This window comes from Pseudomonas sp. P4_B3, assembly GCF_056402295.1.
In genome coordinates this window covers 41,768-54,897 of sequence record NZ_JBFUHR010000008.1, presented here as the reverse complement: position 1 = coordinate 54,897, position 13,130 = coordinate 41,768, and the positions used below count along the sequence as shown (strand labels likewise).

The following is a 13,130-nucleotide window of genomic DNA, read 5'->3' as shown; positions in this document are numbered from 1 at the left end:
CGGAAATTATACGCTTGCTGATGGCAAAGGAATGGCGATGACTCGCCAGTCATCGCCAACCGCACGAATTTCGATGATCTTAAGCTCAGGCGCATCCTTCATTTGCGCGAGTGGCCAGTCCAGCAGCGGCCGCGCCGAGGAACCCAAAAACTTGCCGGCGATGAAAATCTGGAACTCGTCCACCAGTCCGAGCTGGGCAAACGCACCCGCCAGACGCGGACCGGCTTCGACCAGCACCTCGTTGACGCCACGGTTGGCGAGTTCGACCAGCAGCTGACGCAAATCGACCTGGCCGTCATAGCCCGGCACGATCAGGCATTCCGGACCGTTGGCATATTGCTCTTCCACCGCCACGCAGGTGGCGACCAGCGCCGGGCCGACCTTGAAGAACGGTGCATCCAGCGGTACCCGCAGGCGTCCGTCAATCAGGACTCGAAGCGGGGGACGACTCATGGCCAGTGCGGTTTGCTCGGCATCAAGCCCCAACTCATCGGCGCGCACGGTCAACCGCGCGTTGTCCGCCAGTACCGTATCGGCGCCGGTCAGTACCACACTGGCTTGCGCGCGCAGACGCTGAACGGCCGAGCGCGCCGCCGGGCCAGTGATCCACTGGCTTTCGCCACTTTCCATCGCCGTTCGCCCGTCCAGGCTCATCGCCAATTTGACCCGCACGAACGGCAAGCCGTGTTCCATGCGTTTCAGGAAACCTTGATTGAGCTTTCGCGCTTCACCCTCCAGCACACCACTTTCGGTGGTGATACCAGCCTGAGCCAGGCGCTGCAGACCGCGACCGGCGACTTCCGGATTCGGGTCCTGCATCGCCGCGACCACCCGCGCCACACCGGCATTCACCAGCGCATCGGCACAGGGCGGCGTACGGCCGTGATGGCTGCACGGTTCAAGCGTGACATAGGCAGTAGCGCCACGGGCCAACTCACCGGCCGCGCGCAGGGCGTGAATTTCGGCATGGGGTTCACCGGCGCGCTCGTGCCAGCCTTCGCCGACAATCTGCCCACCCTGCACGATCACGCAACCGACCCGCGGATTGGGGTGCGTCGTGTAATGCCCCTTGCGCGCCAGTTCCAGGGCACGGGCCATGAAATGGGCATCGAGGATGGCTTGTTCTGCGGGCGTGTTCATTCTTTCACCGGTTCACGGGCCAGGCGATCGATCTCTTCGCGGAACTCGTTGAGGTCCTGGAAGCGCCGATATACCGAAGCGAAGCGGATGTAGGCGACTTCGTCGAGTTTCTGCAGCTCGGCCATCACCAGTTCACCGACCACGAGGGATTTGACCTCGCGTTCGCCGGTGGCGCGCAGTTTGTGTTTGATGTGCACCAGCGACGATTCAAGGCGCTCGACGCTCACCGGGCGCTTTTCCAGCGCCCGCTGCATGCCGGCGCGGAGTTTTTCTTCGTCGAACGGCTGGCGACTGCCGTCGGTTTTGATCAGGCGCGGCAACACCAGTTCAGCCGTCTCGAACGTCGTGAAACGCTCGCCGCAGGCCAGGCATTCACGCCGGCGGCGCACCTGTTCGCCCTCGGCGACCAGACGCGAGTCGATGACCTTGGTGTCGTTGGCACCGCAGAAGGGACAGTGCATGGTGGCAGGCAACAAAAAAAGGGAGGGCCATGGTAGCGCATCCCGGTGGCAAGACAAGCCATAGGGTTTGCGGTATACAGACGGGATGATCACTTGATCCATGGAATTCAGCTTTATGGAGCCACCAATGTCGTTACGTCCGCTCATTTTGCTCAGTATTTTCAGCCTGCTGGTGGCTTGCGGCAGCGACGCACCCAAGCCCCAGCCGCCAACGCCAGGCCCGGCGCCACAGCAAGCGCAGAAGAAAGCCCGGGAGGCCGCCGAACTTGGCCCGCTGCCCGCGTATCAGCGCGAATTGAGCGGCACGTTGCAAGGTGTGCCGGCCGGCGCCGAGGTCGAGCTGGCACTGTTGGTGATCGACGATAAAGACCGTCCGCAACAATTGCTCGCCAGTTCCAGCCTGATCGGCAACAACCAGGTGTTGCCGTTTCACCTGCGCTTCAACCCGGATGCCTTTCCGGTCGGCGCCCGCGTTGAACTGCGAGGCCGCGCCAGCCAGTCCGGGCAATTGATCCTGCACTTGCCATCGCAGCTGATCACCCAGCCGACCACCCAGGCCCTGGGCCAACTGCAATTCGTCAAAGCCCCATGAGTGCACCGCTCGACCTGCAAATGGCCTTGGAGGATCTGCTCGGTGACGCGCGATTGGTGGACTGTGATTTACCGGGAACCGATTTGAAACTGTGGCTGATCGACGGCGATAACATGGACCGCGCTTTCAGCCCGGAAGAAACCCGGCGCATCCTGCATGAGCCGCCGTACTGGAGCTTCTGCTGGGCCAGCGGCTTGGCCGTGGCCCGTTATCTGGCCGCAAACCCGCATTGGGTCGAAGGCAAGCGGGTACTGGATTTCGGTGCCGGTTCCGGGGTGGCGGGGATTGCCGCTGCCAAGGCCGGCGCGCTCGAGGTGCTGGCCTGCGACCTCGACCCGCTGGCGATTGCCGCGTGTCGGGCCAATGCCGAGCTCAATGACGTGCAGCTCAATTACTCGACGGATTTTTTCGCCGAGGCCGATCGCTTCGATCTGATCCTGGTGGCGGATGTGCTGTACGACCGGGCCAACCTGCCATTGCTCGACCAGTTCCTCAGTCGCGGCCGGGAGGCGCTGGTGGCGGATTCCCGAGTGCGGGACTTTCGCCATCCGTTGTACCGGCGCATAGAGATGCTGGAGGCGATGACCCTGCCGGACCTGGCCGAGCCCCACGAGTTTCGGCATGTGAGCCTCTACCACGCGCAGCGCGCTTGAAATCGCAAAAAGATCGCAGCCTTCGGCAGCTCCTACAGGATTGAATATTTACACGGCCAATGTAGGAGCTGCCGAAGGCTGCGATCTTTTACGCCAGCCCTTATAGTGAGCATATTCACGCTTCCAAGAGATTGCCCATGAGTCAGGAAACGCCGTACATCTTCGACGCCACGACTGCCGATTTCGACCAGTCGGTGATCGAGAACTCTTTCCACAAACCGGTGCTGGTGGATTTCTGGGCCGAATGGTGCGCACCCTGCAAAGTGCTGATGCCGATGCTGCAAAGCATTGCCGAGAGCTACCAGGGTGAGTTGCTGCTGGCCAAGGTCAACTGTGACCTCGAACAAGACATCGTCGCCCGCTTCGGCATCCGCAGCCTGCCGACCGTGGTCCTGTTCAAGGACGGCCAGCCTGTCGATGGTTTTGCCGGTGCCCAGCCGGAATCCGCCGTGCGTGCCCTGCTCGAACCCCATGTGCAGATGCCGCCGCCGGCCGCTGCCGATCCGTTCGAACAGGCCCAGGCACTGTTCGATGACAGCCGCTTTGCCGATGCTGAAGCCCTGCTCAAAGTACTGCTGGGTGAAGACAACACCAACGCCAAGGCGTTAATCCTGTACGCCCGCTGCCTGACCGAGCGCGGCGAGCTGGGCGAAGCGCAAGCAGTGCTGGATGCGGTCAAGAGCGACGAGCACAAGGCTGCGCTGGCCGGCGCCAAGGCACAGATCAAGTTTCTCGGTTTAGCCAAGGACTTGCCGGATGCCGCCGACCTGAAGGCCCGACTGGCGAAAGACCCGCTGGACGATGAGGCGGTCTATCAACTGGCGATCCAGCAACTGGCCCGTCAGCAGTACGACGCCGCGCTGGACGCATTGCTCAAGTTGTTCATCCGTAACCGCAGCTACAGCGAAGGCTTGCCGCACAAGACCTTGCTGCAGGTGTTCGAGTTGTTGGGCAATGATCACCCGCTGGTCAGCACGTACCGCCGCAAATTGTTTGCTGCTCTCTACTAATCACGACCTTGTAGGAGCAGCCGGTCGACGCTCGATTGCTCGCGATGGTCGTCAACGATGGCGAGGGCTGCCTGCATGACCGCAGCGCCCTGACGCCCTTCGCGAGCAAGCTCGCTCCTACAACCAGCTGTAGAGCGGTGTATCCCCGCCGCTCAATACCTTCACGTCCGAACTATGGCGCAGGCGCACCAGCAGGCGTTTGCCCGCCGCCGCACTGCCAGTCAGGCCTTCGAGTTGATCGAGCAGATCCGGCCCGCTGAGCTGCCCGGCCTTGCGCAGCAAATCCCTGGCGATCTGCCACAGCGCATCATCCTGATTCAGCGGTTTCGCCGCTGGCGCGCTGACCTCGGATTTTTCCACCTGCAACTGCGCTCCTAGTCGCGCCCAGTCCGCGTCGTCCATCTCCAGGGTCAAATCCACCGGCCAGTCGCCGATGCTTCCGCGAATTCGCAACATAGGTCTGCTCCCGCACTTTTCTTCCCCGCATGCTCCCATGGGACTTGTGCAACGCCAAGCAGGCAGTCAAACTCTCCGCGCTTACGTTATAAGATTACATAACATTTTCTTCATTTTACTTTTCGGAGACTCGCCATGCGTCGTCTGCTTCTCGCCCTGTCGTTTGCCATGTTGCCGCTGACTGTCGCCCATGCCGCCGACGAACACGATCATGAGCATGGCAGCCTGGGTGCCCACGAACATGGCGTGGGACGCCTGAACGCGGCGCTGGACGGCAAGACCCTGGAGCTGGAGCTGGAAAGCCCGGCCATGAACCTGGTGGGTTTCGAGCATGTAGCCACCAGCGACGCAGACAAAGCCAAAGTCGCCGCCGCCCGCGCCCGGCTTGAGCAACCACTGGCCCTGTTCAACCTGCCCAAAGCCGCCGGATGTGTGGTGGAAAACCAGGAACTGGAAAGCCCGCTGTTCGGCGACCAGCCCGATGCCGACGATGATCACGATGAAGACGCCAAGGACGAAGACGGCCACGAACATCACCATGATCACAGCGAAATCCACGCTCGCTATCAGTTCACTTGCGCCACGCCGGCGGCCCTGAAGTCGCTGGACCTGGCGAATATCTTCACCAGCTTCCCGGCCACCCGGACAATTCAGGTACAACTGATCGGCCCGAGCGGGCAGCAAGGGGTTGATGTGACGGCCAAGGCTGCCAACCTGAAGTTCTGAATCCACTGAAGATCCCCTGTAGGAGCGAGCAAGCTCGCTCCTACAAGGGTTCACCACCAACCACACCGGTTTCACATGACCCAAGCACTCATCGAACTGTCCGACCTGGGCTTCAGCTGGCCCGGTCACCCGCCACTGCTGGACATCCCGGCGTTTCGCCTGGAGCGCGGGGAAACCCTGTTCCTCAAAGGCCCCAGCGGCAGCGGCAAGACCACCCTGCTCGGCTTGCTCGGAGGCGTGCAGAAGCCTGATCGCGGCAGCATCCGCCTGCTCGGCCAGGAACTGACGCAACTCTCGGCCGGCGCCCGCGACCACTTCCGCGTCGATCACACCGGCTACATTTTCCAGCAGTTCAACCTGCTGCCGTTTCTGTCGGTGCGCGAAAACGTCGAACTGCCCTGCCACTTCTCGAAACTGCGCGCCGAACGGGCGAAACAACGTCACGGCAGCGTCGACAAAGCGGCCGCGACGCTGCTTGCCCACCTGGGGTTGAAGGATGAAAACATCCTCGGTCGCCGCGCTGATGCGTTGTCCATCGGCCAGCAGCAACGGGTCGCCGCCGCCCGCGCACTGATCGGGCAACCGGAACTGGTGATCGCCGACGAGCCAACCTCGGCCCTCGACTACGATGCCCGCGAGAACTTCATTCGCCTGCTGTTCGCCGAGTGCCGCGAAGCCGGGTCGAGCCTGTTGTTCGTCAGCCACGACCAGAGCCTGGCGCCGCTGTTCGACCACAACCTGTCGCTGGCCGAACTCAATCGCGCCGCCACCCCGTCCGAGGTCTGAGATGTATCTGTTTCGTCTAGCCATGGCCAGCCTGGCTAACCGCCGCTTCACCGCGATCCTCACCGCGTTCGCCATCGCCTTGTCGGTGTGCCTGTTGCTGGCGGTGGAGCGTGTGCGCACCGAAGCCAAGGCCAGTTTCGCCAGCACCATCAGCGGCACCGACCTGATCGTCGGCGCCCGCTCCGGCTCGGTGAACCTGCTGTTGTACTCAGTGTTCCGCATCGGCAACGCCACCAACAACATTCGTTGGGACAGCTTCGAACACTTCGCCAGCAACCCGAAAGTGAAGTGGGCAATCCCGATGTCGCTCGGCGACTCCCATCGCGGCTACCGGGTGATGGGCACCACCGAAGCCTACTTCGAGCATTACCAGTACGGCCGCCAGCAACACCTGGACCTGGCCGATGGCCGGGCGTTTGCCACCGACCCGTTCGAAGTGGTGCTTGGTGCCGAAGTGGCCGAGGTACTGCACTACAAACTCGGCGACAAACTGGTGCTGGCCCACGGTGTGGCGGCGATCAGCCTGGTCAAGCACGACGACAAACCGTTCACCGTGGTCGGCATTCTCAAGCGCACCGGCACGCCGGTAGACCGCACGCTGCACATCAGCCTTGGCGGCATGGAAGCGATTCACATCGACTGGCATAACGGCGTGCCGGCCCGGGGCGAGGGTCGCATCACGGCCGATCAGGCGCGCAACATGGACCTCACGCCGCAAGCGATCACCGCGTTCATGCTCGGCCTCAACAACAAGATTTCGACTTTTGCCCTGCAACGGGAAATCAACGAATTCCGCGGTGAGCCGATGCTGGCGATACTGCCGGGCGTGGCGTTGCAAGAGCTGTGGAGCCTGATGGGCACTGCGGAAAAAGCGCTGTTCGTGGTCTCGCTGTTTGTGGTGCTGACCGGGTTGATCGGCATGCTCACGGCCATTCTCACCAGCCTCAACGAACGCCGCCGGGAAATGGCGATCCTGCGCTCGGTGGGTGCTCGGCCATGGCACATCGCAACGCTGTTGGTGCTCGAAGCCTTTGCCTTGGCACTGTCGGGCGTGATCGCCGGCGTGGCGCTGCTGTATGTGTGCATCGCCGCCGCCCAAGGGTACGTGCAAGCCAATTACGGTCTGTATTTGCCACTGAGCTGGCCGAGCGAATATGAATGGACGCTGCTCGGTGGCATCCTGATCGCCGCGCTACTGATGGGCAGCGTGCCGGCCTGGCGCGCCTATCGCCAATCCTTGGCCGATGGCCTGTCGATCCGTTTATGAGGACGTTGAAAATGCCCCGCGCTGTACTTGCGCTGTTGATGCTGGTCGCCCTGCCTCTGTGGGCGGCCCAGCCAAAAGACCTGACCTGGTCGGAGATGATTCCGCCCGACGCGCCGAAAGAAGTGCCGAACATGACGCCGCTGCACGATCTGTCGCAGATGAGCAGCACGCTCTCGGCAGAGTCGGCGCCAGCAGCCAAACAGGACATGCCCAACGCACCGGTGGTCAAGACCCTCGACGGCCAGAACATTCGCCTGCCGGGCTACATCGTGCCGCTGGAAGTGAGCGAGGAAGGACGTACCACGGAGTTCCTGCTGGTGCCGTATTTCGGCGCCTGCATCCATGTGCCGCCACCGCCGTCGAACCAGATCGTGCACGTCAAAAGCGAAGTCGGCGTGAAGCTCGACGAGCTGTATCAGCCGTACTGGATCGAAGGCGCGTTGCAGGTCAAGGCGTCCACCAGCGAGCTGGCGGATGCGGGGTATCAGATGGAGGCGGAGAAGATTTACCTGTATGAACTGCCGGAGTGAATACCAACCAGCCTGAAGTTGCAGGGTTGCCCTGCAACATGGAACCTCCCACCTGGCTAGTGATTATCTGAAAGGTATTGGGCACACTGACGGTCTGTTTATTTACAACCCAACCTGACTGAGAGGACTGATCATGGTTCTGCGCTCGGAAATCCTGGTGAACAAAAACGTGCTCCCGACTAAAGAACAAGCTCTGCCCGGCCGCGAAACCGCGATGACCCTGCCCGAAAAGCACTTTGTGTTTAAAGACACCCCCTTGCTCGGCCCGTTCTTCGAAGATGTCGACTTCGCGATCTTCGGCCTCGGCTGCTTCTGGGGCGCGGAACGCCGCTTCTGGCAACGTGAAGGCGTGGTCAGCACCGTGGTCGGCTACGCCGGCGGTTTCACGCCGAACCCGACCTACGAAGAAGTCTGCTCGGGCCTGACCGGCCACGCCGAAGTGGTGCTGGTGGTGTATGACAAGGCCAAGGTCAGCTACGAAGAACTGCTGGCGATGTTCTGGGAACTGCACAACCCGACGCAGGGCATGCGCCAGGGCAATGACATCGGCACCCAGTACCGTTCGGTGATCTACGCCACCAGCCAGGAACAACTGGACGCGGCGCTCAAGAGCAAGGAAACCTACCAGGCCGAGCTGTCCAAGGCCGGTCTCGGTGAAATCAGCACCGAAATCGACCAGGCCCCGACCGTCTACTTTGCCGAAACGTATCACCAGCAGTACCTGGCGAAAAACCCGGAAGGCTATTGCGGGATTGGCGGTACAGGCGTGACCTGCCCGATCTGATCGCTAAAGCAAAAGATCGCAGCCTGCGGCAGCTCCTACGGGTGTACGCACAACCCTGTAGGAGCTGCCGCAGGCTGCGATCTTCTGATCATGCAGCTTGTTACTCGGCTATCAGCCAATCCATCCGCCACCCACCCTGGGTCTGCCCCAGCTTCTGGGACAACCACGGCAGCAACTCACGCAACTCTTCCTCAAGCCCCCAAGGCGGATTGGCAATCGCCAACCCGGAACCGTTCAGGCTGTTCGGCGTATCCAGCGGATGCACCAGCAACTCCACCCGCAACAACTTCGGCGCACCGGTACCGGCCAGGTCCTGGTAGAAACGACGCAGCGCACGCTGATCCTTCACCGGGTACCAGATTGCCGCCACGGTCTGGCGCATCCGGCCAATCGCTTCCTTCAACGACGCGGCACAGCGCTGCATCTCGTCGAGCTTCTCGAACGGCGGATCGATCAACATCACCGCACGCTTTTCCGGCACCGGCAGCAAGGCTCGCGGCACATGCCAGCCTTCACCCAGGTGCACCTTGACCCGGCGATCACCGGCCATGTTGTCCTTGAGCAGCACGCCGTCTTCCGGGTGCTTCTCGTTGAGCAACACACGGTCCTGCGGGCGAGTCAGGCGCCGCGCCAACTCTGGCGACCCCGGGTAATAGCGCAACTGGCCATCCGGGTTCATCTCGTGCAGCACCTGCATGTAATCAGCGGTCAGGATCGGCAGATCCGGCTGATCCCACAAACGCGCAATGCCCTCCAGGTACTCACCGGTACGGTTGGCCTGATCGCCTTGAAGGTCATACAGACCAATGCCGGCGTGGGTGTCGAGATAGGCAAACGGCTGCTCCTTGCGCGACATCAGGGCGATGAGGCGGGTCAAGGTCAGGTGTTTGAACACATCGGCGTGATTGCCGGCATGGAAGGCGTGACGATAATTCATGGTTGCTCCTGCGAAGGGCGGGGAGTTTACCTTTTACCGGCCGGCAAGTCAGGGGTTCGCAGCCAAGCGGACACTTCGAGCATTCATAGCGGCACCAAGCATGCACCATCACTCGACAAATTCAGAAACGCCTCACAACAGGAAGATTCCCGAACCTGCAAACCGGCGTGATAGCGTTCTTTGTCGAAACAAGCAAAGGACGCACAAATGAGCATTCGCTACGCAAAGATTGCAATGACCCTGGCGCTCGCCGCATTCGCCTTCATGACCGTGTTCAACAACATCACCGACTACGGTTCCAACTTCAACTTCGTCCAGCACGTGCTGAGCATGGACACCACCTTCCCTGACAACGCCGCCCGGTATCGCGCAATTGATCTACCTTGGGTGTGGCATGGAGCCTACTGGCTGATCATCCTTGGCGAAGCCATTACCTGTGGACTTCTTGGCTACGGCGCACTACAGCTCTGGCGCTCACGGTCAGCCGGTGGGCATGAATTCAGACTGGCCAGGAAGTGGGCCGTAGCGGGTTTGACGACAGGGTTTTTCGTGTGGTTTTTCGGCTTCATGGTTGTTGGAGGTGAGTGGTTTCTGATGTGGCAATCCGACATCTGGAATGGTCAGGACGCAGCCTTCAGGTTCTACATGGCAATACTGGGCGTGCTGATCTTTCTGAATCAGCCCGATGCCGATCTTGACTGATCCCCAATAAAAAACCGCCCGCATCCATCGGTTGCGGGCCGTCTTCTTCAATCAGGAAGCTAAATGCCTCGCTGAAAGCCTTATTTGTTCAGCATGAAGTCCTTTTCCGCCGCAGCAATCGCTGCAGCATGCCGGCAGACAGCGCACCCAATTTGCTGACGATATAGATCGCCAGGCTGGCGAAGATGAAGCCCGGGATCTTTTGATATTGTGGCGACGCCTACGCCGCCGCTGTAGGCCGCGCCCGCAACCGCCGCCCAACCACATCCAGCACATCACAGCCATCGCGCAACGTAATGGCGCAGAGCAAGGCGAAATCGCTGAGGATGAAGGACTCGCACTCAATCGAACCGCGCATCGACAGGTTCTCAAGCACCTGGGTTACTGCGCGGACTCTGTAGTTGGCGGCGTCGGTGAGGATGTCGAGTGGCGCGTAGGTGTCGACGAACAGGGTGGGCATATCGGAGCAGTTGCTGGTCAATGCCATGAAGCGGTTGTCGGGATGGGGGATTGGTTTTTCGTAGGGTGGGTCGGGATGTATTGATTTCATTTTTAATGCTCTAAGGAAGAAATGGACCTGCCATTAGCCTTCCTACGGGCCAGGGTGGCAGCTATGCACGGGGTAGGAATATCGAGACCCTTAGAGCAAAACTCGACCACGCCGAAGCGTGCCCGCGCATAGCCGCCGCAACTGATCTTACGGCCGCATGCAAACGGCCGCAAACCAGGCAGTGACGCCAATGTAGCTCTAACGGTCTTGAGAGGTTCCTACACCCCACCACTGAATTGTCAGTGACCGCCAAAGACTATCGACGGAACTCAGGTCGCACCACTTCATGAAAACCGCTACGTTTTGAAGGAAACGTCCGAAGACCTTGCCCGGAAATTTCCTACATCTGACGCTGCTGCAGACTCGGTTCTGAAGCACTGCCGAACTGAATTCAGGGTTGATCGATTAAATCCCAGCCTCCCAAAAAACGGCCCGCCACCTGTTGGAGACGGACCGCTTTCTTTTTGGTCGGCATACATACACCGCTGCAACATGTTATGCCTGAGCACAAAATTTACGACGCTGCCCCAGCAAGTTGGCTTGATACCACATGAAGTTTGTCTATCGAAACAACTCTGACTTTCTAATAGCGAAAAGAAAAACCATTGCAGCTAATAAAGCTATAGAAGTCCATTTGATCCATTTCAGCTTTCGCTTCAGGGAAGGCGGGAAATTGTTCAAATCTTCGACGCTAACCCCGCCACGTTTCAGGTAATAACCCGGAAACGTAAGCACTCCGGATATCCATCCAACCAATAGTAGCCGCCCCCAGAGTCCGCCATGCCTCAGAGGGACCTGAGTCATGACGGCCGGACAGTTTTTCAAATGCTCCAGCATAAAATCCATCTTCGTGTAAGCCAAATGAAGGGCGACTGCAAGGCAAATAAATATGCCACCGAAATTCATTAGCCCTACAACAAGAAATATTTTATCAGCTGCGCTCAAGCTCATTGAATAGCCTCATATACGACCTCGCCAATATCCTCTCCAAATGCACTGCCAAGAGTGCCTGCGGCAAAACTGCCTATACCAATCACTATGACGCCACAAGCCAAAGTAGCTAAACCGCCAGTTGGCACACCCAGTCCGACACATATAGCTGTGCTTGCGGTACCTGTTGATGCCAGCCCAAAAAGCGCACCACCTGCCACCCCGCCAGCAAAGCTACCTGACTCAGTAAATTTAATTCGCTTACAGGCCTCAGCATTTCCCGCAGTACACACATCTTGAACCTTCAATGCAGATGCACCACCGCCAATGGCTGTGCCGACCCAACCACCGTAATTAAGGTATTTGGAAGCCTTGGCTACCCCATCAAGATGGGAAGCGTATCCCGGTATATGCTGTGCGCTGCCGGCTTCAGTCCAACGGTGAACCAAACTGCGACTTGAAATGCCCAGCGCACGCTTCAAGTTTGGATGATCAGGGAAACCAATGCCTTTGCGTGTCAGGCTGGTCATATGAGTATCGAGTTTCGCGAACAGCTGTTGGCGCTCTACAAAAAATGTCGGCAAACTCAGGTGTCCATCGCGCAGAAATGAACGCTGGTGCAACGCTTCGATTTCACGCAAGGTTTATCTACGTTATCCAGGTTGTTCTTGAAAATGCTCGCACCGATGCCAATAGCGTCCGAGCCATAGGTCAAGAAGGTCTGGATGACATCCCGGTGTTGCACCATGAAATCCGCCTCTTCCGGGCTAAGCGTTTCAAGCACCCGATTGGTCTTGGCCGCCACGTCCATGAGCAGGGCTTCTTCACGGGTGCACTGGTAGTTGCTGGGGTCGCTCAATACGATCATCGAGCCGGCTTTGATCTCGCCCTGGAGGGGATTGAGCAGCTTGAATTTACCCATCACCGCCGGGTCGCGCAGGGTGAACAACGAGGCCTCGAGCTGTTCGCGGGTGGTGCTCTTGGGCACGATATAGAAGCCAGGCTCTGCTGCCTGGATGCTGTTATCACGCGTTGGCAGGGGAGGGTTTGGCGCAGGCGCGAAGCTGGAAGATCGTGAGGCTACCGGGTTGCTGGCGGCGGTGGGTGTCGCCTGTGGAGCGGCGGTCTGCATGGCGTGCGGTGCAGCACTGCGGCTGGACTCGTAGGTACCCTTGAAAAACGATGGGATCAGCCCGGCTTTACAGGGACAGCTGCTGTAGCTGTCCAGCGAGCCCGCCACCAACCTTCCGTGACTCTTGATGTATGAAACGCCGCCCTCAATGACGTAGGTTTTGTTGTCCTTACCACAGGAAACCTGATCCCCCACACGAGCATGGGCGATGCCAAACATCATGATATTTGTAGCGCCCTCCAGAACCTTGCCACCGCAGGTAGTCTCGTCGTCTTTGCGAATGAAATGTCCCTTTGCCATTACTGATCTCCCTCTCTACTGGCGCCCCAGTCATGGGCAGCGCACCACTGTTAACGATCGGTAAGCCGACTCGGGATGAGTGGCTTAACGCAAAGTACGTGGACAGAGAGGAAACTCAAGATGGCCGAGAAAATCAGGAAATGTCTCACGACCAATACTGAAAAGGACCACGGA

At 59.6% G+C, this 13,130-nt stretch carries 17 protein-coding genes and 1 pseudogene; 9 read left to right on the top strand and 9 right to left on the bottom strand.

Annotated elements, in window-relative coordinates:
• Positions 1-6: 6 nt before the first annotated feature.
• Entirely contained in the window at positions 7-1,140 is a 1,134-nt protein-coding gene (ribD, locus tag AC1DWG_RS11500) for a bifunctional diaminohydroxyphosphoribosylaminopyrimidine deaminase/5-amino-6-(5-phosphoribosylamino)uracil reductase RibD (protein WP_477764457.1), read from the bottom strand.
• Positions 1,137-1,601, bottom strand: coding sequence for a transcriptional regulator NrdR (gene nrdR / locus AC1DWG_RS11495; RefSeq protein ID WP_003228656.1), 465 nt, complete (start codon positions 1,599-1,601; stop codon positions 1,137-1,139). Before nrdR ends, ribD begins: the two co-directional genes overlap by 4 nt.
• 127 nt (positions 1,602-1,728) lie before the next feature.
• On the opposite strand from nrdR, the gene AC1DWG_RS11490 reads away from it, so the two are divergent.
• From AC1DWG_RS11490 to trxA, 3 genes are all read left to right on the top strand, one after another.
• On the top strand, positions 1,729-2,193 hold the full coding sequence (locus tag AC1DWG_RS11490) for a hypothetical protein (RefSeq protein WP_477787818.1): 465 nt from the start codon (positions 1,729-1,731) through the stop codon (positions 2,191-2,193).
• Positions 2,190-2,846 (top strand): class I SAM-dependent methyltransferase, encoded by a 657-nt coding sequence (locus AC1DWG_RS11485; RefSeq protein WP_477787817.1) that lies wholly within the window; start codon positions 2,190-2,192, stop codon positions 2,844-2,846. Before AC1DWG_RS11490 ends, AC1DWG_RS11485 begins: the two co-directional genes overlap by 4 nt.
• A gap of 137 nt (positions 2,847-2,983) precedes the next feature.
• The gene (trxA, locus tag AC1DWG_RS11480; protein WP_477752866.1) at positions 2,984-3,856 is read left to right on the top strand and encodes a thioredoxin; all 873 of its coding nucleotides are present in this window, start codon (positions 2,984-2,986) and stop codon (positions 3,854-3,856) included.
• A gap of 117 nt (positions 3,857-3,973) precedes the next feature.
• Here trxA and AC1DWG_RS11475 read toward each other — a convergent pair whose 3' ends face one another.
• Entirely contained in the window at positions 3,974-4,312 is a 339-nt protein-coding gene (locus tag AC1DWG_RS11475) for a hypothetical protein (protein WP_477764454.1), read from the bottom strand.
• Positions 4,313-4,447: 135 nt separating this feature from the next.
• Between AC1DWG_RS11475 and AC1DWG_RS11470 the strand changes: the two genes are divergently transcribed.
• From AC1DWG_RS11470 to msrA, 5 genes are all read left to right on the top strand, one after another.
• Positions 4,448-5,038: a DUF2796 domain-containing protein gene (locus AC1DWG_RS11470; RefSeq protein WP_477787816.1), complete on the top strand. Its 591-nt coding sequence runs from the start codon at positions 4,448-4,450 to the stop codon at positions 5,036-5,038.
• Between the two features lie 75 nt (positions 5,039-5,113).
• Positions 5,114-5,824 (top strand): ABC transporter ATP-binding protein, encoded by a 711-nt coding sequence (locus tag AC1DWG_RS11465; RefSeq protein ID WP_477787815.1) that lies wholly within the window; start codon positions 5,114-5,116, stop codon positions 5,822-5,824.
• A gap of 1 nt (position 5,825) precedes the next feature.
• Entirely contained in the window at positions 5,826-7,091 is a 1,266-nt protein-coding gene (locus tag AC1DWG_RS11460) for an ABC transporter permease (RefSeq protein ID WP_477764451.1), read from the top strand.
• An 11-nt stretch (positions 7,092-7,102) separates the two neighbouring features.
• Positions 7,103-7,621 (top strand): DUF3299 domain-containing protein, encoded by a 519-nt coding sequence (locus AC1DWG_RS11455; protein WP_108216290.1) that lies wholly within the window; start codon positions 7,103-7,105, stop codon positions 7,619-7,621.
• Positions 7,622-7,754: 133 nt separating this feature from the next.
• Complete coding sequence (gene msrA / locus AC1DWG_RS11450) at positions 7,755-8,405, top strand: peptide-methionine (S)-S-oxide reductase MsrA (RefSeq protein WP_477752862.1); 651 nt, start codon at positions 7,755-7,757, stop codon at positions 8,403-8,405.
• Positions 8,406-8,505: 100 nt separating this feature from the next.
• Here the strand turns inward: msrA and AC1DWG_RS11445 are convergent, their stop codons facing one another.
• Positions 8,506-9,342, bottom strand: coding sequence for a 23S rRNA (adenine(2030)-N(6))-methyltransferase RlmJ (locus AC1DWG_RS11445; protein WP_477787814.1), 837 nt, complete (start codon positions 9,340-9,342; stop codon positions 8,506-8,508).
• Positions 9,343-9,549: 207 nt separating this feature from the next.
• Between AC1DWG_RS11445 and AC1DWG_RS11440 the strand changes: the two genes are divergently transcribed.
• Entirely contained in the window at positions 9,550-10,044 is a 495-nt protein-coding gene (locus AC1DWG_RS11440; RefSeq protein ID WP_477787813.1) for a DUF2165 family protein, read from the top strand.
• Between the two features lie 80 nt (positions 10,045-10,124).
• Here AC1DWG_RS11440 and AC1DWG_RS11435 read toward each other — a convergent pair.
• From AC1DWG_RS11435 to AC1DWG_RS11415, 5 genes and pseudogenes are all read right to left on the bottom strand, one after another.
• A pseudogene (locus AC1DWG_RS11435) lies at positions 10,125-10,252 on the bottom strand (sodium:solute symporter family transporter); the annotation flags it as partial.
• 12 nt (positions 10,253-10,264) lie between these two features.
• A complete protein-coding gene (locus tag AC1DWG_RS11430; protein WP_477787812.1) occupies positions 10,265-10,594 on the bottom strand; it encodes a hypothetical protein in 330 nt (109 codons plus the stop codon).
• A gap of 561 nt (positions 10,595-11,155) precedes the next feature.
• Positions 11,156-11,545 carry a hypothetical protein gene (locus AC1DWG_RS11425; protein WP_477787811.1) on the bottom strand — a complete coding sequence of 130 codons (390 nt, stop codon included), beginning with the start codon at positions 11,543-11,545 and terminating at the stop codon, positions 11,156-11,158.
• A complete protein-coding gene (locus tag AC1DWG_RS11420; protein ID WP_477764448.1) occupies positions 11,542-12,165 on the bottom strand; it encodes a hypothetical protein in 624 nt (207 codons plus the stop codon). The genes AC1DWG_RS11425 and AC1DWG_RS11420 overlap by 4 nt, the downstream gene beginning before the upstream one ends.
• Positions 12,111-12,956, bottom strand: coding sequence for a PAAR domain-containing protein (locus AC1DWG_RS11415; protein ID WP_477787810.1), 846 nt, complete (start codon positions 12,954-12,956; stop codon positions 12,111-12,113). The genes AC1DWG_RS11420 and AC1DWG_RS11415 overlap by 55 nt, the downstream gene beginning before the upstream one ends.
• Between the last annotated feature and the right edge of the window lie 174 nt (positions 12,957-13,130).